Here is a 255-nt window from a genome sequence, read left to right on the forward strand (position 1 = left end):
GAAAGTTTTAAGTCAATTAGACCAACAAATTGAAACGAAAAAACAATTGTTGAGGGATATCAACCATTTACACGATGAAAAAGAACATTTAACTCGGGATATTCAAAACTTAAAACGGAAAAATCATTTTTTACAAGAGGATTCTCAACAGGGTCAAGAAGATATCGACCTATACAAGCAACTGAGAACGATTTCTAGGGACGATTTTGAAAAAGATGAGGAAAAGTACCAAAAAGAAATCAAAGCGTATGAGGC

General features: G+C 33.3%; 1 pseudogene. It reads left to right on the plus strand.

The annotated features are described in order from the left end of the window. A pseudogene (locus FS742_RS27255) lies at positions 1-255 on the plus strand (MobV family relaxase); the annotation flags it as partial.

It is taken from the genome of Bacillus cereus, assembly GCF_007678085.1.
Taxonomy (GTDB): Bacteria; Bacillota; Bacilli; order Bacillales; family Bacillaceae_G; genus Bacillus_A; species Bacillus_A cereus_BE.